The sequence below is a fragment of the uncultured Paraglaciecola sp. genome, from assembly GCF_937123705.1.
In the GTDB taxonomy this organism is placed as follows: domain Bacteria; phylum Pseudomonadota; class Gammaproteobacteria; order Enterobacterales; family Alteromonadaceae; genus Paraglaciecola.
The window spans coordinates 1-20100 of sequence record NZ_CAKZKO010000004.1 but is presented as its reverse complement, the minus strand read 5'-3'; the positions used below and the strand labels follow the sequence as shown (position 1 = coordinate 20100).

17 protein-coding genes and 1 pseudogene are annotated in these 20100 nt (G+C 40.4%); 10 read left to right on the top strand and 8 right to left on the bottom strand.

All coding sequences use genetic code 11. The annotated features are described in order from the left end of the window. The first annotated feature begins 23 nt into the window (after positions 1 to 23). The 5 genes from Q0688_RS00290 (at position 24) to Q0688_RS00270 (ending at position 7379) form a co-directional block, all read left to right on the top strand. Complete coding sequence (locus Q0688_RS00290) at positions 24 to 1283, top strand: hypothetical protein (RefSeq protein ID WP_299071472.1); 1260 nt, start codon at positions 24 to 26, stop codon at positions 1281 to 1283. A 2-nt stretch (positions 1284 to 1285) separates the two neighbouring features. Beyond that, a complete protein-coding gene (locus Q0688_RS00285) occupies positions 1286 to 4321 on the top strand; it encodes a bifunctional serine/threonine-protein kinase/formylglycine-generating enzyme family protein (protein ID WP_299071469.1) in 3036 nt (1011 codons plus the stop codon). 176 nt (positions 4322 to 4497) lie between these two features. Continuing rightward, the gene (locus Q0688_RS00280; protein ID WP_299071456.1) at positions 4498 to 4683 is read left to right on the top strand and encodes a tetratricopeptide repeat protein; all 186 of its coding nucleotides are present in this window, start codon (positions 4498 to 4500) and stop codon (positions 4681 to 4683) included. A gap of 20 nt (positions 4684 to 4703) precedes the next feature. Continuing rightward, a complete protein-coding gene (locus Q0688_RS00275) occupies positions 4704 to 6785 on the top strand; it encodes an FKBP-type peptidyl-prolyl cis-trans isomerase (protein WP_299071444.1) in 2082 nt (693 codons plus the stop codon). Between the two features lie 108 nt (positions 6786 to 6893). Next, positions 6894 to 7379, top strand: a complete 486-nt coding sequence (locus Q0688_RS00270) for a protein kinase (RefSeq protein WP_299071441.1) — start codon at positions 6894 to 6896, stop codon at positions 7377 to 7379. An 18-nt stretch (positions 7380 to 7397) separates the two neighbouring features. On the opposite strand, the gene Q0688_RS00265 is transcribed toward Q0688_RS00270, so the two are convergent. The 8 genes from Q0688_RS00265 to Q0688_RS00230 form a co-directional block, all read right to left on the bottom strand. Beyond that, complete coding sequence (locus Q0688_RS00265; RefSeq protein WP_299071438.1) at positions 7398 to 8414, bottom strand: serine protease; 1017 nt, start codon at positions 8412 to 8414, stop codon at positions 7398 to 7400. A 22-nt stretch (positions 8415 to 8436) separates the two neighbouring features. Then, positions 8437 to 8910 (bottom strand): hypothetical protein, encoded by a 474-nt coding sequence (locus tag Q0688_RS00260; RefSeq protein WP_299071436.1) that lies wholly within the window; start codon positions 8908 to 8910, stop codon positions 8437 to 8439. 32 nt (positions 8911 to 8942) lie between these two features. Further along, positions 8943 to 9209, bottom strand: coding sequence for a hypothetical protein (locus Q0688_RS00255; protein ID WP_299071434.1), 267 nt, complete (start codon positions 9207 to 9209; stop codon positions 8943 to 8945). Positions 9210 to 9259: 50 nt separating this feature from the next. Beyond that, positions 9260 to 10687 (bottom strand): S8 family serine peptidase, encoded by a 1428-nt coding sequence (locus Q0688_RS00250; protein WP_299071431.1) that lies wholly within the window; start codon positions 10685 to 10687, stop codon positions 9260 to 9262. Positions 10688 to 10757: 70 nt separating this feature from the next. Next, positions 10758 to 11639 carry a hypothetical protein gene (locus Q0688_RS00245; protein WP_299071428.1) on the bottom strand — a complete coding sequence of 294 codons (882 nt, stop codon included), beginning with the start codon at positions 11637 to 11639 and terminating at the stop codon, positions 10758 to 10760. Positions 11640 to 11661: 22 nt separating this feature from the next. After that, complete coding sequence (locus Q0688_RS00240) at positions 11662 to 12390, bottom strand: hypothetical protein (RefSeq protein ID WP_299071425.1); 729 nt, start codon at positions 12388 to 12390, stop codon at positions 11662 to 11664. Between the two features lie 12 nt (positions 12391 to 12402). Beyond that, positions 12403 to 13323, bottom strand: coding sequence for a hypothetical protein (locus Q0688_RS00235; RefSeq protein WP_299071423.1), 921 nt, complete (start codon positions 13321 to 13323; stop codon positions 12403 to 12405). Continuing rightward, positions 13311 to 14552 (bottom strand): hypothetical protein, encoded by a 1242-nt coding sequence (locus Q0688_RS00230; protein ID WP_299071420.1) that lies wholly within the window; start codon positions 14550 to 14552, stop codon positions 13311 to 13313. The genes Q0688_RS00235 and Q0688_RS00230 overlap by 13 nt, the downstream gene beginning before the upstream one ends. A 481-nt stretch (positions 14553 to 15033) precedes the next feature. On the opposite strand from Q0688_RS00230, the gene Q0688_RS00225 reads away from it, so the two are divergent. The 5 genes and pseudogenes from Q0688_RS00225 to Q0688_RS00205 all read left to right on the top strand — a co-directional run. Then, the gene (locus tag Q0688_RS00225; RefSeq protein ID WP_299071417.1) at positions 15034 to 15939 is read left to right on the top strand and encodes a hypothetical protein; all 906 of its coding nucleotides are present in this window, start codon (positions 15034 to 15036) and stop codon (positions 15937 to 15939) included. A 4-nt stretch (positions 15940 to 15943) separates the two neighbouring features. After that, the gene (locus tag Q0688_RS00220; protein ID WP_299071414.1) at positions 15944 to 16513 is read left to right on the top strand and encodes an OmpA family protein; all 570 of its coding nucleotides are present in this window, start codon (positions 15944 to 15946) and stop codon (positions 16511 to 16513) included. Positions 16514 to 16586: 73 nt separating this feature from the next. Further along, positions 16587 to 17477, top strand: coding sequence for a hypothetical protein (locus tag Q0688_RS00215; RefSeq protein WP_299071411.1), 891 nt, complete (start codon positions 16587 to 16589; stop codon positions 17475 to 17477). A gap of 124 nt (positions 17478 to 17601) precedes the next feature. Next, positions 17602 to 19911, top strand: coding sequence for a serine/threonine-protein kinase (locus tag Q0688_RS00210; RefSeq protein WP_299071408.1), 2310 nt, complete (start codon positions 17602 to 17604; stop codon positions 19909 to 19911). A gap of 1 nt (position 19912) precedes the next feature. Then, positions 19913 to 20100: pseudogene (locus Q0688_RS00205) on the top strand (hypothetical protein); the annotation flags it as partial.

Below are 20100 nucleotides of genomic sequence, written 5' to 3'. Positions count from 1 at the left end.
TTCTCGCCAGGACTAGCATTCATATGAAATTACACGTTTTTGTTGCGACTACACAGGGATTGGTCGCTATTCAAAAAATATACGCTCAAGACGCAGATATTCAGTCTGTGGTGTCTGTTCGAGGAACACCAACCGTTTCTCCTATAACCTCGGCATACCATAATTTTGTCCGAAAAGGGGCAGGGATCATAGAAGCTGATTTTGGTGACTCGTCCTATCGTGTCAATGTAAGTGCATCAATCGATCAAGGGAATAGTTGGCAACTTGGCTTTTATTTGGCTCATGCTGCCCATTATCGCGAATTATTAGGTGATGGCTCCCCAAAAGCGGGTGACAAAGTATTAATTGCAACGGGCGAACTCAATACCAGTGAAAGGCTTGTCTTACCTGTGCAACAAGTACCGCTAAAAGTCGCTAAAGCCGCTGATACTATTGCAGCATGGCAAAGCAATATCGACATTAGCTTTTTAGTGCCTACTCAAAATCTACATGAGTTAAATATACAGACATCAAACATAGCTATTTTGGGTGTTAATACCCTTGAACAAGCAATGGCCACCTTTCCTGCGCAAGCCGCAACATCAAGCAGTCATAATAGTTCACCAAAAGCAACGCCCAACACCCAAGTAGTACAAGTCGCAACAGCTAAAACAATCCGTGTCACACATTGGTTGATAATATTCATGCTAGCTTTGTTGGTAGGAGTAGCTGCATTTAGTTTTGATTTTTCATTACAAACACAATCTGCTGCGCTCCAACAGGTTAAACCTAACCCTATAAAACAAACTACACAAAGGCCTAATTCATTAGCCAATTCCCAAGCCACTAAGGTAAATTATCCTCTTGGTTTAACAGCCAATTTTAGCTATGCAAATCAAAATAATTGTTCACAGATTAATAAGTCAGCAATCTCGCAATTTTTAACTGTACAAAATCCTGTTAGCCAGCCCCACCAAAACTTATGCAAAATTAGCATTGTAGCGGCTGAACAAGTTGCGTCGCTTATGGCCGTTAACCTGCAATCTCATCTATTTGTATTAGGCAAAAAGGTGAAGGAACACTGGGCAATTCCCGTACCTAAACGACCAGCTAAAGTTATAGTAATAACATTCTCGTTAGCTTTATCAGAAGATGATGTGAGCCAAATACGCCAATATTTATTTAATTACCCTGACAATCAAACCTTGGATATTCAAGGCTTTATAGATAGTATTCAATCAAACAATAAGCATTTAAAGAATAATATTCTAAGTCATTATTCATTGCAGTTAACAGGGTCGTGACCATGGAAAAAATAGGTAAGTACAAGGTTATAAGGGAATTAGGCGCCGGCGGCTTTGGAGCAGTGTATTTAGCCGAAGATACTCGCTTTAGCGACATCAAAGTAGCCATTAAAGTGTTCAAGGTGCGCGACGAAAACTTAGCCGGACAGGCAACGTCTAGTTCAACCGATGCTATAGGTGTATTACAACAACGCTTCATGGACGAATACCAAACGCTACATAAATTATCGGCTAATCCATACATAGTGAATATTCGCGATTTTGACGAACTTGAAGACGGTACGCCTTATTATGTGATGCCGTATTTGCCTCAATCACTTGAAACCGAAATTGGCAAAGACGCTTTTAGTCGCGGTAAATTAGAAGACACACCAAAACACCTACACCCAAGAAAGCTGGCCAGCCAAAAAGCTCTAAGTATACTCGAACAAATTCTGGATGCCTTAAGTGCGGTGCACCAAGCAGGGTTAGTGCACAGAGATATTAAACCAGCCAATATTTTATTTGACGAGCAAGGTAACGTGCAACTGTGTGACTTTGGTATTGCCAAACTACCCGACGCGGAACACAGCCAAAGTGGCGTAGGTATGGGCAGCCGTAATTACATGAGCCCAGAGCAAAGAGAAAGCGCCAAACATGTGATGCCCGCCAGTGACGTATATAGTGTAGGGGTATTGGCTTACCGAATGCTCACTGGGCAGTTGCCCAGTATACCGTTTAAACCCCCCAAAGAGTTTGCACCGGAAATAGGTGATAAACTAAATGAATTGTTAATCAACGCTATATCACAACAAGAGCAAGACAGACCCCAAGACGGCGCAGACTTTTTAAAACAATTTAAACAAGCGATAAAAGGTGTCACAGAATCTCAAGATGTAGACGAAGCCACAGGCACCTGGGTAGACGACAAGACAGCCGATATCAAGGCTGAGTTAAAGCCCTTAAAAAACAAAATCATTGCACTGCTGCACACCCAAGGTGAAATAAAAGACTCAGACAAAATTGTATTACAAGCGTTAGCGGACATAGGCAATGTGGATGCGGCTGGACTGTCTGCGTTAATTGAACAAATCATTCAACAACAGGTTGACATCGACCCACAACAAAAAGCGTTTCAGCAATGGGTGTTGGGGGTAAACAAACAGCATCAACAACATAATAAAACATTAAGTCAAGCACAGATAAGTGCCCTAGTCAGTGCAGGTGAAGCCACCACAGGTAAAACAGCAGCAGAGCTGACTCAGATAATCGAAGGTAAAAACACAAAAGCCCATAGCCATGATAAGGCCAATAACCCACCTACAAAGACAACCAATAAAGGTGTGGGTAAAAGCGTGATGTATAGTGTTGTGCTTATTTTATTAATAGGCGGTGGGTATTTTGGTTACCAAGGTTATCAACAACAGCAAATTGAGCAGCAACAACAGGCTATTGCCCAAAAGAACGAACAAGCCGCGTGGCAACAAGCGATAAAACTAAATACAGTTCAAAGTTATCAACTGTATTTAGATACCTGGCCAACAGGTAAACATAAACAGCAAGCCAAAGCAGCCATCGACAAGCTACAAGAGCAAGCAAGGCTGGCTAAGTTATCAACTGAGCAGCAACAGACCGAATTAACTAAACAAGCCCAACAACTACTTATCAAACATGGTTATACCGTATCTGAAAATGGCATGACAGATACTCGCACCCAAAAAGCGATTGAGGCTTTTGAAAAATCCGAAGGATTATTAGTCACAGGAGCGGTGGATAATATTCTAATAAGTGAGCTAGTTAAGTCTTATGAAACAAAAGATAACGCAGCATGGGATAAAGCCAAAAATAGTCATACGAGCCGTGGCTATCAAACTTATTTAACAGCGTTTCCACAAGGGCAATATGTAAAGCAAGCAAAAACAGCACACAATACAGCGAAAAAAGCAGAGCAACGATTGATGGCTAAAACAGAGGCCAAAAAACAAGATGAATCGGCTTGGAGTCAAGCCAAGCAAGCAAACACGATTAACGCTTACCAAACATACTTAGCCGAACAAACAACAGGTACCTACAGGCAACAAGCCCAACAAAAAATAGCGGCCATAGAGCTAGAAAACTCAAAAGTGGCCCTGACTATTACCACCACGCCTAGTGATGCAAAGGTAGAAATACTGAATATTAAAGATAAGTACCAAGCAGGTATCAGGCTTTTACCCAAGACCTATACTATTAAAGTCAGTAAGCAGGGTTATCACAGTCAAAATCACACAGCAACACTAAGAAGCGATAATAAAAGCTTTAGTTATCAGTTAGAAAAAGCAATGCCCCCAGCCATCAAACAGTTGGTCAATAGTATAGTAAGCATTCCCGCAGGCAGCTTTATGATGGGCAGTGAAAACGGCGATGATGATGAAAAGCCAGTGCATCGAGTTAACATTAAGGCCTTTAAACTAATGCAAACCGAAGTCACATGGGCCATGTACCAGCCTTGTATTGATGCAGGTGCGTGCCCTAATAACAACAGTGTCGGCGGTGATAAAGGTTGGGGTAAAGGTAATCGCCCAGTTATCAATGTGAGCTGGAACGACATCACCCAACACTATATCCCTTGGTTAAATAAACATACGGGGCAAAAGTTTAGATTACCTAGTGAGGCGGAGTGGGAATATGCCGCCCGTGCCGGCAGCACAACAAAATTCAGTTGGGGTAATTACATAAGTTGCTCTCAAGCCCGTTATGGCAATTATGATGGTGATTGTGGTAATGACCGCAAAACTGTTTCTGTAAAAAGTTTTAGTCCTAATGCCTTTGGTTTATACGACATGCATGGCAATGTATGGGAATGGACGCAAGATTGTTGGAATGTTTCATACCAAAATGCCCCTAATAATGGCAGTGCTTGGACTAGTGGCAATTGCGACAAACGTGTGTTGCGCGGCGGTTCGTGGTACTTCAAACCGGCCAGCTTGCGGTCGGCTTACCGCTACATCAACACGCGCACGTATCGGAACATCTACACCGGTTTTCGTTTGGTGTTGTCGTCTCGTCCAGGGCCTTAATTCTTTGACCTTTGTTCTTTTTATAAATTACATCCCTGTAATTTCCCCTGCGGGCCAGCTAAAGCTGTTCAAATTTGATCCGGTCAAATTTGTCCCTTTGCATCTTTTGCCACCCTCCTTTGGAGGGGCTGGGGGAGGTACAGCGCGTAGCGCTGTTAAATATTTTTAGGGTGAGTATGCATAAGGAAAATACACCACAAGCGGTGCAAAAAGGTTATGCTGACGCGCAAAATAATCTTGGATATATGTATCAGAACGGAAAAGGTGTTGCACAAGATGATAAGCAAGCCGTATTTTGGTACCGCAAAGCGGTAGAGCAAGGTTATAAAAGAGCCAAAGAAAAATTAAAGCAATTTCAGTAGCGCCATTAATAGGGTTTTCCATGCAGCAAATAGGTAAATACAGAATAATCAAGGAGCTTGGCGCCGGAGGCTTTGGCGCAGTGTATTTGGCCGAAGACCCGCGCTTGCATACGCAAGTTGCTATTAAGGTTTTTCAAGTACGCGACGCCAATATTGCTGGTCAAGCCACCAGTGCCACCAGTGATGCCGTTGGTGTACTTACCGAACGTTTTATTAACGAAGCCAGAACCTTACGCACATTATCGTCTAACCCCTTTATTGTCGATATGTACGAGTTTGACGAACTCGAAGACGGCACGCCCTATTACATCATGCCGTACTTAACCCGTTCTTTAGTCGATGTTATGGGTAAAGACGCCTTTACCGTAGGTGCCATAGAAGAAACCAGCCCAGAGTTACACCCCAAAGCCATTGCACCAGCACAATCCATTTTGTATTTAAAACAATTACTCGAAGCCTTAAGCGAAGTACACAAAAGTGGCTTAGTGCACCGCGACATTAAACCTGCCAATATTTTACTGAATAACAAAGGCCAAGTGCAGCTGTGCGACTTTGGTATTGCTAAATTACCTGATGCTGAACATAGCCAGAGCGGCTTGGGCATGGGCAGCCGTAATTACATGAGCCCAGAGCAGCGCGACAGCGCTAAACATGTCACACCGAGCAGCGACATTTATAGCGTAGGCATATTGGCTTATCGTATGTTAACCGGACAATTACCTTTAGGACGTTTTCAAGACCCTATTCACTTCGCCCCCAATATAGGCGAAGCCATAAACGCCTTAATACTACAAGCCATAGAATTACAGCCCGACCAAAGGCCAGTAGACGCAAGTAAAATGTTGAAAATGCTCAAACAAGCTGAGCAACAAATGCAAGGTGGAAGTAATTCACAGGAAGATGAAGTCACAGGTACATGGATAGATGAAGGTAATAACACCTCTAGCATCAAAGCAGAACTTAAGCCGCTAAAAGATAAAGTCACCGAGATCATTTTAAGAGAAGGGGAAGTACCCAAGCAAGAGTACTTTCAATTAGAAGCGCTAGCCGCCATAGCGAGTCTAGATAAAACACAATTAGATGATTTTATAAAGCAAACCAGTGATCAGTTAGCCCCGCAGCTTAAACCTCTTCAAAACTGGTTGGCATTAGTTAGGCAAAAAGCTCAAGCTGATGAGTTAAATGAAAAAACGGTTGAAATATTAACAAATACGGCCAGTAATATTGGCTTAAACACTCAGCAGGCCACAACAAAAATAGAGGTTATTTATAAGGCCTATGCCCCCAAGAAAGTGGACGATAAATCAGCGGTAAATAACCAAGATCAAGTTAACGTTAGAATGCCAAATGGGTCTAGTTCAAGAGTAAAGGGTTTGATATTCGTTATGGTGAGCTTATTGGTTTTGGGTGGAGGGGGCTATCTTGCTTACGAAAGTTACCAAGACCAGCAATTTTCAGAGAAAAACCAAGAAGTACTTAAAGAAAACGATAAGAAAAAGACGCAACAAGTTAACCAAAAACAGCTTAACGATGAAAGTAGCGCCGAGAGAAAAAGCCTTCAAAATGCTCAAGACCAAGCTGTACAACAAGAGCAGAAAGATTGGCAGCTAGCGCAAAGTATAAACACAAGTCAGTCTTATCAGGATTATATGACCAAATATCCTATAGGCAAATATCAGGAACAAGCTAAAAAATCTCAACAAGCACTTACTAGTCCTAGTAATGCCAAAGAAAGAAGTTTGTTTTTACAGGCAAATGCTAAAAAGCCAGGGGTAATTGTTACCAAAAGTGGTTTACAGTACGAACAGCTAGTTTTAGGTTCGGGTGAAAAACCTACCGTAGAGCAATCCGTTTCTGTTCATTATAAAGGGTCTTTTATTAATGGAACCGAGTTTGATAGCTCTTATCAACGAGGTGCTCCCTCTGACTTCCCTGTCAATAAAGTAATTCTGGGATTTACTGAAGCTCTGCTCTTAATGCCAGTAGGCAGTAAATTTAGAGTGACTATACCACCTGAATTGGCTTATGGAAAAAAGGGGGTGGGTAAAATTGGTCCAAATACAATACTTATTTTTGAAATAGAACTGCTAGGAATTAAATAACATTCAGTTAAGATTTGAAGAATGCCCCGAGCGACATGTTATAAATACAATATAACTGAAAAATAAAAATAGTGGCTAAATCAGTTGGTTAGGGAATGAAAAAGAGCTATGCAAAACATAGGTAAATACAAAATAATCAAGGAGCTTGGCGCCGGCGGCTTTGGCGCAGTGTATTTAGCCGAAGACCCGCGTTTAGGTGAGCAGGTAGCGATTAAGGTATTTCAGGTAAAAGACAGCAATGTGGCAGCGATGGCCACCAGTGCCACGTCTGATGCTGGTGAGGTGTTAAACCAGCGTTTTTTAAACGAAGCCAAAACCTTAAGACAACTTAACCGTAACCCCCACATTGTTGACGTATTTGAATTTGACGAAATGCCCGATGGCACGCCTTATTATGTGATGCCGTATTTACCTCATTCGTTAAAAGACGAATTAGGCAGTGACGCTACCGATGCGACTGTGATTGCTGAGCTAGAGCCAGAAGACAAACCCAAACCCAAACGCTTACCCATTAGCCTTGCACTTAACTATTTAGATCAATTATTACTGGCTTTAAAAGATGTGCATAAAGTGGGCTTGGTGCACTGGGGATAGTCCGTTTCTCTCAATGGTTTACCACCTCACACACTCAGTCTTTCCATCTTCTTTGTTAATTTTCATGCCGTTACCATTACAATCGGAATTTTTAGGCTTTGCGGGGGAAGGTGGCTTAGGCGCTGGTACTTTTTTAGGTTTATCCATTTTGGGTTGTGGCTGAGGTGTTGGCTTAGTCGGTGTTCTTGCTTTTTTAGGTTGAGCTTTTCTAGCATTTTGTTGCGGTAAATAGCTGTTAATTTCGCTATATATCTGGGAGGCAAGTATGCCTTCATTAATGAGTCCATTACCTTTTTTGTCATTGTATCCAGCGTGGTGCAGTGCAATTAGGGTTTCACCATTGGCAGAAAATACAGGTGAGCCACTTGAGCCTGGCTCAGTGTCAGCAAAATAGTGTACCACCCCCTTATTCATGTGCTTTTTATAGAGTTGCGCATTTTTTGTAGTGATTTCTTTTGAACGTCCTTTGGGGTGCTGAATAATTCTAACGTTACGGGAGGAGTTTAATAAATTGTCGTTTTTCTCTATTTTAAGCCAGCCTAATTGGTTGCCAATCGGAGCGCTTAATTGATACAAGGCATAGTCGAGTTTTGCGTTATATTTAAGTAACTTCGTTGCTTTTAATAGGGGGTGTTGAGTCACTGTTTGTAAATCATCAAGGTAGTAATTAAAGCTGAACAGGTATTTGTTGAGCGGTATGGCTTCTCCACTTGAGAATGCACAATGTTCATTAGTTAAAAATAAGTCAGGACCTACTAATGATCCGGTACAAGCTGCTCGCCCATTAATAAATACGGCGCCTACTTTTTTGCTTAGCTGATACACATCGCTGTTTGAAGAATAGCTCCTTACTTTTTCAAAATCTTTTGTACCTATTACTTTTTGTATTGAATTGCTAGTGTCTATTTTACTCTCTGTAGGGGGGACGATAAAAGATGCGCTTGGGTAATTGTCGCTTATTGTCAACTCGTTTGCGTGGCTTATTACCGTAAAGCAAGTGACAAAATAAGCCACTAATGAGTATTTGATGCTCATATTCTACATTCCTTATAATTAACTAATTAGGCTCTGAAAAACGGATGTTGGCGCTTGATACATCACGCCATTGTTGCCCTGATTCAAATTTATACTGAAATTGCATATCGTTTAGTTTGAAGTCTGCTACTGATTGCCATAAACCATCGACTAAAATTTCAGCTTTGGAATTGTCCGATGTTACTTCTAAGGGAGAATATAAAGTATCAATAGCGATTGTAACAACGGAGTCGTCATTGTGTAGATTTAGGCGGATCTGCGGCGGATAACTTTCTAAAATAGCGTTGTCAGACTGATAGGCAGGCCACAGCCAGCCTTTATGGGCAGTTAAAATAAGCTTACCCTGGGCTAACACAGCCCATTGAAAGGCACTGTATTGCGGGCTTTTTAACGTGATAATTGCTTCATTATCCATTTTAGTGTCGGATTGGCAGGCATTGAACGTTAACAGGCTAACCAATAATAAAATGGTGGCTCTATAAGTTTGGATAAACATTGTTTGGGTTCCTTTCTTTTTAATTTTGTTCATTAGCGAGGATTAAACTTATCAGCTTGAATTAAACGCACATCTGGGTAGTGACTAACACTTAAAAATTGCGATTTGGTGATGCTAATAAAAAACTGATCAGTTACTTCAATGGTCGAAAGCAACGCAATATCTTGCTCTGCAAGAAACCTCTTAAATTCATTTTGGTCAGCTTTAAGGGTAAGGGTAACTATGGCAAGTATACTGTGATTGTTATCGAACTCGTGGCAAATAGGCGCAAATTTTTCACAGGCTTCTTTTTCATTCATCGAGCAACTCACCAAAAAATGACAAACTAAAATGACAACGCATAATCTTATTACCATGTGATCTCTCCCGTATTTTGGCAATCTTTACCTTTTCGTTGTACCACTATTCCATCAATTCGTTCGGTACATTTTTTGCTGTGCTTTTTAGGTTTTGTGGTTGGTTTATCTCTTGGGTTGGTAGTTGTGTTTTGTTGTGAAAGCCAATGCAGTGATTTTGGCAAATATAAGCGTGGTGTTATTACACTGTTTCTAGGATCCCTAAACGTTTTTCCTTGCTTGAGTGCCGCCACAATTTGATTCGCAGTGGCATCAGGATATGCAGACTTTAATACCGCTATTGCACCCGCCACATGGGGGGCTGCCATAGAAGTACCAGAGGAGTGCGCATAATCTCCGTTGACAGTTGAAGAAGTAATATCCCCCCCAGGTGCCACTATATCAAGGTGAGGGTAACTATTTGAAAAATTTGAAATGCTTTGATTGGGCTCTAAAGAACCTACTGTTACGGCACTTTCAATACACGCAGGACTGGCAACACCATCCTTACGGCCATCATTTCCCGCTGCAATCACAGAAATAACATTTTTGTCTCGCAATTTTTCGATCATGGCAGCAATAGGCGAATCATTACAATATTGCTGAAAATAACCGCCTCCTAAACTCATATTAACCGCCACAACATTGTGCTTCTCTGCATTTTGATAGACCCACTCCAGACCAAGAATAATGTCAGAGTCTAAGGCTCCTAACCTTACTCCATCTGTAGAAAATACATTGACGGCTAAAAGCTTAGCATCAGGTGCTACACCGCTAAAATTAGGATTTTTACCAGCAACAATACCAGCTACATGAGTGCCGTGAAAACAACCTTTCGCGCCAATACAAGGAGTTGAAGCCGGTAAACCAAATAGTGTTCTTTTATTGTTAGGGCATGAATAAAAACCTGAAAAACAGGCTCCATCAATAACCTGATCTCTTAGAAATGGATGGTTATATTCCACACCAGAATCAAGTACTGCTACCGATACTCCTTTGCCCCTACTAGCAGTATTGAGCTGAGCCAGTCCCACGGTTTTGGTGCTTTTCGACAATGAAGCTGGGTTGAACTTATCTTGGTGAATGCTGGCTACAATATTTGAGTTTTGTAATCTTTCAAATTCATTGGCATCAATGCTTTTTGCAATGGCTGCTACCTCTTTGTAACGCACAATATTATTAAAGTTTACCCAACCCATTTCTTTTGATAGCGCATTTTGAGCTACGGCAACATAGTTATTAAAGGATTGCCATTGGCCATTTTGCGCCGTTGTAGCAGTGCTGTTTTGAGTCGGGTGCTTTAACGCGACTATAACTCGGGTAGAAGATTTACCAGCTAAAAGTTGGCTAAAGGATTGTGTAGAGTTAATTTCACTCGCATTGATAACACTGCTTACAACCAGGCTGAAAAAATAAACAAGATAAATTACACAGTGTTTCATTAAAGGATCCATTTAATTTGACTACCAAAGGTTATACACACATTTGAGAAAAATTATCATTCACTCTGATTTACCAATCACTTTCTACAGGTTTTAGCTTAATTTCACTTGTAGGTTCGAGGACGTTTTTTGTCACAATCAGCACATTGTTGGTGCGACTAATTTGAGCTGAAGGATGCTTTACGCGAATTAATTTAAGTAATTCGTTCTGCATTTTAGAAGGTGAAAAAATGGTTTCGTACCAAATTTCCGGTTGCTTGCGCCCGTTGCTTATAACTAAACTCTTATGCCCTTCAAAAGCTGTTAGTTTTAACTGTAGCTCCTCAACTTCCTCAAGGCCTAGATCATTAAAGCGAAGTAAATATTTTCTGATAAACCCTTGGGAAATGATATATGACATTTGTTCAGCCAACACTGCGCCCACATCATTAGCGAGATATTGACTGTTCAAACCTAAAGTTCGTTGTACACATTGAACATCACATTTCGCTTCAGCAAGCCATGAGCGGGGCGAACTAGACTCAAAACTTCCTAGTTGTTCGCCAGTATGTACACTAAGCAACCTTCCGCCTACCCGAGCCTCAATTTTATTCATTAACTCAGTTTCAACAATACGGGCATATATTGTGAATAACACCACTAAATCCATTGAGGGCTCTCTAACTGTACGTGCAATGCTTAACAGTTCGTTGTCACTGCGACGAATTTTTTTATTGGCCAACATTCCTTTGGTGGCAGCCACTTCATCAAATACATTGTATCCATACCCATTTAACTGTTCTTTGAGCGCATTTTGTACCCGAGCGTACACACGGCTATGGCGCGGTATCGAATCAGGATCTGCGTTTTCTCCCATAACTATAAAGTTAAGAGATCCCGTAGCTTTGCTAGACGTTGGTATCAACCCGCAAATAACAATGGGTAAAATCAAAAGGGCAACTTTTAAAATCATCTGTTTTAGCTCAATAGATAAACTACAATTCGATGTCACGTAAAACCGAATTGGCATCAGCAGGGATTTCAATATCTTGCTCTCGTGCATAGTCCATAATTAGTCCAAAAGTATCATATTGTACTTTTAAAAATGCAGGAGATGATTGAACAAAGGTTGTTAATATTAAGGTTTTCTTGGCATTACTAAGTAGTGAATTAACGTTACCTTTGGAACGATTGATTTCAGATGCATAATCTGAAGATTTCATGACCACAGCACGAGTTTGATAGAGTCCAGCCAAGTAGGGTACCCAACCTGCCGCAAATTTTAACTTTCCTTTGTCAGACATAGCTTCTTCTTTTTCTCCTGTTTCTTCAATAAGTACCTTTGTTTCTTGACTTAGTTCAGTAAAACGATCAATCGCATCTGAATCAATGACCGACCCATTCTCTAACGCTATCCGTTCAGTTCTTAATTGCGCTGCACCTTCTTCATTTCCCATGGCATCTAACCATACTTCTTGTGCTGTAAACATTAAAATAACTGAGGTGCCATATGCAGCTAACAGATGATCCTGACTTGCAAGAGCGGGGTTAATTCTAAACTGTTTTGATAAGTTTTCTTGTGAGGGCTCATTAGACTCACTCATCACATTACTAACTACATTTGTTGCAGCTGTAGAAATAGTGCTCATTGTACTTTCTAAAGTACTTTGGCATGCAGAAAGTGACAACGCTGTAACAAGTACTACTAGGGCTCTAATCTTCATTGATGTTTCCTTTTAGAATATTTCATTTGATATTAATGAATTGTTTAATTGAGTTGCAATTTGTTGACCGGCTTCGTGCAGGGCTTCGTGAATCAAAGTTGAATATGAAAGCCCTTGAAATTTTTTCTCAAATGATGCTGAAGTTCCGACGTTATCGTTAGTGATATCATTGACTTGTCCAAAGGCTCGGATTGAGATTGTTTGTAAGTCTGGTTCAAATTCGTTTCTTTCTTCCTCTTCGATTTCGAAAGTCCCCACTACTGTGTATAAATTACTGCCTAATTCAGCCGTCATGTAAGCCGCTAAGCTGGCTTTATCCCAATCTACGCTGCCGTCTCTAACAAAGTTTTGTTCCATTAATGAGTGATTAAAAGCATTACCTGTTAATCGTTCAAATTGATGATTGGATAGTACTTTATAGCCATTTTGTATAAAAACCTTTTGAATTGGCGCTTCAATATCACTACTAATTTCCAAGTGTTTGTAACCGTTGTCAGATTTCACTCTAGCCAAAAAAACAAAAGCAAATTGCGAACGCTGAGTATCGTTTGTTACGCGTTTTATTGTGCTAAATTTTGCTAGTCTTTGTTTTAGTTGCTCAACCTTAAGAATTGCTCTCACCTCAGTACTTAGCATTCCATTTTCTTTTGACTGCTCTATGACTTGGTACTTGCCCACTAACTCAAATATTCGTTTCACTATTTGTTTTTGCGTAGTGTGCTTTGTAAAAAAAGGTAAGTAGCCTGGCTCGTTTTCTGAAAAGTATTGACGCACCCCATTTGCTAACGCTTCTTTTATTCCTTGTTGTTGCATTTCATCGTTTATTTTTCCTTGAATGGGTAATATTGATACACCACTTATAACTTGCTCTGCGTGCAAAAACATTGAAAAAATACAAAGAAAAACCACTGCGAGTTTGTTTAGAGTTTGCATAATTGATAAGCCTTTTCCAATTTTACTATTTGTTTTTTAACCTTAGAATTTATGCTCTGTGCTTTATAAAACTCACTACGAGAGTTGTGTAAATCTGATGAGGTTTTTTGAAGTAAAGCCAATAATGATTCTCGGTATGCGGCCCATTCATCGATATTATCAAGTGATCGTGGAATAACTTTACTCACTGCATTTTTCAAGTTATTGCTAAAAACAGTTTCTTTTCCTTTACTTGTTTTTGAAACATCAAATTTGGAAAAACTCACAAATAATACGGTTTCACCCGATTTTTTTTTGTCGAGAACCACATTTTTGAACCCCCGCAATGTGTAATCGATGGAAAATAGCGGTTTAGGAAGCTCTAAATTGAAGGTCACATCTTTACCTGTAAAGCGACTTTGCATTTTTAATATACTGGCATCAACAACATAAGGCTGAGTAGCCACTTGCCATTGTTGAGAAATATTTTTTAATAATTGCTGCGCCACAAAACGTTTTAAAGCTCCGTTGTTTTTCTCTTTAAAAATCTTGGGTAGAATACTTTGCGCTTTGTCTTTAATGGTAACTGAACTCACTGCCAACTGAGCCAAACCTGCGCTTTTAGGGCCTTGTGAATCTTTGAGCAGTCTCACAAATTGTTGCAACAAACTAGGAATTTCACTTCCCCCTTTGACTAATAACTTCAATATCTGTTGTTTAATTTGTTGTTGAGTAGGAGGGCGATTGTATATCGAACGTAAGTCAACTGGCTTAAGTGGAAATGCAGCAATAAATTGAGAATGTATAACATCAAACATGACTATCTGCGCAGACAGTGCAGCCATTAGACGATGCTGCCGAACTCCATCAACAACAAAGCTTTCTTCACTAATATATTCACCGTCAATCATTAACGCGATAGCAAAGCGCTGCCCCTTATCCTTATCTAATATTCGCGGAGAAATCTGAAAATTAGCAGGGGGATCAGTTTTTAACATAGTAAACAGGTTTCGGGCTAACTGATGCTCTTCTACCAAGGCACTACTAAAAGGATATAACGAAGCGCGTTCGGGTTTTCCTCCTTGAAAAGTAATGCCACTAAAAGCCAGTGTTTCTATAAATGGTTCATTTTCAATAAGTTGAGCGCGGCTTGCAAACGATATAAAAAAACAATAAATAAAAACAAAAAAGTTTTTATAGAACCTATTGTTAAATCGCTTTTTGGATTGTTTAGTCCCAAACAATTTCATGCCGTTCCTTGCCTCATTTTAGTTACTTAGATTCTTAGGGGTATCAAAGTTTTTGAGGGTTATGTTATTCGTTGCTTTTAAATTAACGTGCAAAATTTCTAATTTACTAACGCTACTTGATTTTTTTGGAAAGCTCAATTGTTAATCAAAGTGATGTGTTATTAGCCGAAATTTGAATTCTATAATATGGCGCTTTTGACGTATGAAACGTTTGGTTCCAATCAAACAGGGTAACAATAATCACCGAAATAAGTGAAAAGTGCTTTTAAAATAAGCAATAACATCATAAATTTATAGCCGACCAAAGATTTTCTTTTGTTATATTCAATTTGTTGTGGGCAAATTTCGTTGCATGTATCCCATTTAGAAATTGAAATAACTCAATTATTTTTTATAAATGACAAAGAATATAAAAAAAGCCTCAAAAAATTTTATATGCATTGATAGCAGCAAACTACTAAATGAAAACAAGGAAATACATATGCACCATTTACTAAAATCTTTACTACTCACTTTAACATTAGGCATGTTGTTACCGGTTCAGGCCGCAGATAGTCCAAATCTACTGGTTATGGGTGATGATGCAGACGAAGACACCATCCCACGAAACAGTCGCGTATTTAAACGAGTGATTGCTAGTATGAATTCTGAACTAAACGATATTGTTGATGTTTATGACGAAACAGCGATAACACTAACTAACTTTAAACAAGGTCGTGTACGTCGTACTGATGGTGAGTTGATTGACATAGCACGCTCAGTGACACGTCCACCTATAGATGTTGTAGCCGTATTCAGCATTTATGCCAGCATGAAAGATACAGGTTATAGTAAAAAAGCCCGAGCAAGAGTCACAGGTAAGCTTCTCAATGTACATTCAGGTAAGTTTATCGATAATTTTGAAACCTCTCCGTATTCTTGGAATGTGTCTGCCGGATGCGACAATCGTGAATGTATACTTGAAGAAATGGGTGACGGAATCAAAACACTTGGCCAAGAGCTTGGAAACGTATTAGCCACCAAATATGATTGGCAGCTCTATGGACAGCACGGTAATGCACAAAGAGGTACGTCTACAAACGACATGATAGGTGATTTTTACCTTGAGTTTGACGGATTTAGTGCAGAAGACGTAATGGAAATTGAAGAGTATTTGGTGATTTTCTCAGGATACGAATCCCACCGTCCTACCGAGCAACGTCACACTCGCTCTGTTATGCTGTACCGCTCTAGTATCAGCAACGCTAAGCTTAATCGTAACCTTAAAAAAATGTTAGCTGAACTTGATATGCGCGCCACTATTAGCTTTGAAGGTAATACTTATGTAATGAAACGTATTAGCCTACGAGGTAAGCGTAACAAGCCTTCATCATCAGATGGCTGGTAATTAAGTGAAATCAATAGGTGTTTTTGTTGCGTTGCTGTTCAGTAGCAGCGCAATAGTTCACGCAAACGAGTCACGGCCTGAATACCAGAATTTAAGCAATATAGAACAAGCGTTGAACCCGCTAGATTTCATGGCAAACCATGACGGTATAAAACACAGTATTAACTTAAATATTCAATTTGCTGTTAATTCTGCTCGGTTGTTAGATAGCGCAACAGATCAGTTAAAAATTCTTGGTCAAGCACTTAATGGTAAGCGCTTAAACAACTGCCAAATACAGTTAACAGGGCATACTGATGCTACCGGCAACGCTAAATTGAATTTAATCTTGTCTGATGCCAGAGCCAAAGCTGTTAAAGAATGGTTAGTGACGCAGGCGCAAGTAACAGCTACGCAATTATCCACAAGTGGCAGTGGTGAAACCACATTGCTAGCAGGCTTAGCTGAGAGTGATGCAAAACATAGACGAGTCGAAGTGTCTTTAGTCGACGTAAAAGCGTGTCGAGAAAGCATGGCTTCTACAAATAGCCAAACTCAATCCAACTCTCAGGAAAAAGTCAAAATTGAGTGGTAGCGATTGGCGTAATAAATGATTTGCCAATACATTGCATAACCAGCCAATTTATATTGAATTAAGGAAAATAAAGATGAAAACCCTTTTATTAACTCTTTTAATAATTTTTATTGTGGGCTGTAGTAATGCGCCTTCTTCAAAAATTCCTGCAAATGTTGTGGTATTGGTAGAAGATAGCGGCGCCGATGCAATTACCTACGACAACCGAGCTATGCGTAGGTTGGTTAGCGCAATAAACAGCGATTTAAGCCAAGCTGGGCTAAACGTGTACGACGAAACACAACTTTTTATGGATGATTTTAATCGCAACCAAGCCCGAACCAAAGCTGCCTTAATCGACATGGCTCGTTCTCAACGCAAACGCACTTTAGATTATGTGATAATTATTAGTGCTGATGCCAATATTAACCAACAATCCCACACTACTGGTATTTCAACCTTAATCTCAGTACAAACATTAAATCCAAACAGTGGCCGTATGCTAGGAACAGGATCTATCTCTGGCAATAAGATCAATGCATCACCTGACTGTTCTCGTAGCTGTTTTATTGAAAAAATAGGTGAGTCTCTAAAAGCAGCAGCAGGCGACGTAGCGGCATTTGTATTAGCTGATATTCCATCTCACTCAGCGGTAAACTACCCCAGCCCGATAAAACAACAAACCCCTATTCAAGTTTACTCCCTTGTTTTTAATGGCTTTAGCCAGAATGATATTTCCGACATTCAGCCCTACCTTGATATTTTTAGTGGCCTGAAACAAGTGAGACTCGTAAATACTAGCCAGCACAGTACCGAATATTGGTATCAGTCGAGCATTGCTCGCCCAAAATTGAAGCGTAATTTACATCGAATGTTAAACGAGCTTGCTCTTAATGGCGCGTTACAACTTAATGGGCAGGTAGTGACTATTAGCAAACTACCTAAACCTAAAAAAAACACAAAGTTTGATTTAGACAATTGGTAAAATTAAAGCTTTAGCACAACTATTAATTGTGGCGCGCCAAGGTACGCTTAAAAGTATTGTGCCTTGGTTTTGGTTTGTATAGTATTTGCACACTAAGATGCTGTTTTATAAGTGATATTGTTCAATGGAAAGAATAGGTAAATACAAAATAATCAAGGAGCTTGGCGCCGGTGGTTTTGGCGCGGTGTATTTGGCACAAGATCCTAAATTGTCTAGCGTACAGGTGGCAATAAAAGTATTCCAAGTGAAAGATGAAAACGTAGCAGGGGCGGCTACGTCAGCCTCTACCGATGCAGCTGGAGTACTTAAAAAACGTTTTATGGACGAAGCAGAAACCCTGCATAAGCTCTCAGCCAACCCATATATTGTTAATATCCGCGATTACGATGAAATGCCTGATGGTACCCCGTATTACGTGATGCCGTATTTGCCTAAATCATTAGAAACAGAAATAGGCAAAGACGCTTTTAGTCGCGGTAAATTAGAAGACACCCCGAAACATTTACACCCACGTAAATTAGCCAGTCAACGGGCAATGGTGATACTCGAACAAATTCTTGATGCCTTAAGTGCAGTGCACCAAGCGGGTTTAGTACATCGCGACATTAAACCCGCCAATATATTATTTGATGAGCAAAACAACGTGCAACTGTGTGACTTTGGCATCGCCAAGCTACCCGATGCCGAACACAGCCAAAGTGGCGTAGGCATGGGCAGCCGTAACTACATGAGTCCGGAACAGCGCGAAAGCGCCAAACACGTTATGCCTGCCAGTGATGTGTATAGTGTGGGTGTAGTGGCCTATAGAATGTTTACCGGCCAACTTCCAATAGGCAAATACCAAGATATGGTGAATTACTGCCCAGAATTGGGTCAGCCACTCAATGACTTGATTGAAAGTGCATTATCTCAACACGAAGAGCAACGCCCTCAAGACGGTTCTGTTTTTTTACAGCAGTTTAAACAAGCCTTAAAAGGCGTGAGCGAAACAGCGCAAGAAGAAGACGAAGCCACAGGCACCTGGATAGACGAAGGTAACAACACCACCAATATCAAAGCTGAGCTTAAGCCGCTACAAGACAAAATCACCGAAATATTACTGCGCGAAGGCGAGGTGCCTCAGCAAGATTACTTTCAACTCGAAGCTTTAGCCGCCATAGCGGGTTTAGATAAAACAAAATTAGATAGTTTTATTCAGCAAACCAGCGAACAATTAGCGCCAAAACTAAAACCACTACAAAACTGGCTTGCTTTAGTTAAACAAAAAGCGCAAGCGGGGGATTTAGATGACTCAACGTCACAAGTACTCATTAGCGCTGCTAGTAATGTAGGGTTAATTGCTGAAAAAGCGAGTGCACGTTTATCGAGTATTAAGGCGCAATATGAACAAAAAGAAGATAAACAAGAGCTTAAGTTTAAAGAAATAGAAAAAAATGTAAAAACTTCACCACAACAATTTGATAATTCTAAGGCACACGTAAAGCATAGAAATAAAGGCGTTAGCAAGACAAGGAAAAATATTGGAGTAATAATTTTAATTGGTATTATTTGTTTTTTTGTGTACGCAGTCAATCAAGGTGAGCAAAATCACTTAAGCAAACAGAAGTCAATCAACGACAAGTCAGCCATTAATAACGGATTACAGCAAGACAAAGAGAAATACACTCTACAAAACGCCAAGATACCTTTAACCATTAACCCCACGCCTAGTGATGCCAAAGTACAAATACTCAACATTCAACCTCAATACTACGACGGCATTAAACTTAAAGCAGGTGAATATCAAATTAAGGTATCTAAAACAGGATACAACAGTAAAACGCAATGGATAACCTTAAATCAAGCTAACACCCAATATAGCATTATATTAGTGAAGGAAGTGGCTCAGAACTCAGTACATTCGGCTTCAAATATTGAAGCATTTAAACGTTACTTAACCGCAGCAGAGCAAGGGAATGCTGAGGCGCAATTTATAATAGGTGCCAAGTATAAAAATGGCGAAGGTGTTGTAAAGGACGGTAAGCGGGCAATGGATTGGTTCCGCAAATCGGCGGAGCAAGGTTATGCATTTGCGCAATTTAGTCTTGGTGTTGGATATGATGGTGGTTTAGGTGTTGCGCAAGATGATGAGCAGGCGGTGGTTTGGTATCGTAAAGCTGCGAAGCAAGGCTATGCTCCTGCGCAAAATACTCTCGGTTTTATGTATAAACGCGGCGAAGGTGTTCCACAAGATCATGATCAGGCAGTGACTTGGTATCGCAAAGCAGCGGAGCAAGATTATGTATATGCGCAATATAATCTTGGCCTTATGTTTGAACTTGGAAAAGGCGTTGCACAAGATGATAACCAAGCCGTAGTTTGGTATCGCAAAGCGGCAGAGCAAGGTCATGCCAATGCGATTAAAGCGCTGAAGCGTCGTAATTTATGGAATTGACATGCAGCAAATAGGCAAATACAAAATCATCAAAGAGCTTGGTGCCGGCGGCTTTGGGGCGGTGTATTTGGCCGAAGACCCGCGCTTAGGTGAGCAGGTAGCGATTAAGGTATTTCAAGTAAAAGACAGCAATGTGGCTGCTATGGCCACCAGTGCCACGTCTGATGCTGGTGAGGTGTTAAACCAACG